The organism is Paraburkholderia sp. BR10937, assembly GCF_040965695.1.
Lineage (GTDB): Bacteria > Pseudomonadota > Gammaproteobacteria > Burkholderiales > Burkholderiaceae > Paraburkholderia.
The window spans coordinates 1-209 of sequence record NZ_JBFRCL010000328.1 but is presented as its reverse complement, the minus strand read 5'-3'; the positions used below and the strand labels follow the sequence as shown (position 1 = coordinate 209).

General features: G+C 41.1%; 1 protein-coding gene. It reads left to right on the top strand.

Annotated elements, in window-relative coordinates; translation table 11 throughout:
- Window positions 1-209 (top strand): type II toxin-antitoxin system HigB family toxin (locus AB4Y44_RS43145; RefSeq protein ID WP_368702875.1); only part of this gene is annotated, 209 nt, incomplete at both ends.

Genomic DNA, 209 nt, shown 5'->3' with positions numbered 1-209 from the left:
CGGTCTTAAGAAGACGTTTGGTACTACAGTCGATTACGTTCCAACAAAGTTTTATGTGTTTGATGTTGGAGGAAACAATTTACGAGTCGTCGCTACAGTCCATTTCAACCGGCAAATGTTGTTCATTCGTCATGTGCTAACGCACAAGGAATATGACGAATGGACAAGGAAGAAAAGAAGGAAATTAACAATCAAAGCCAATCGGGAGG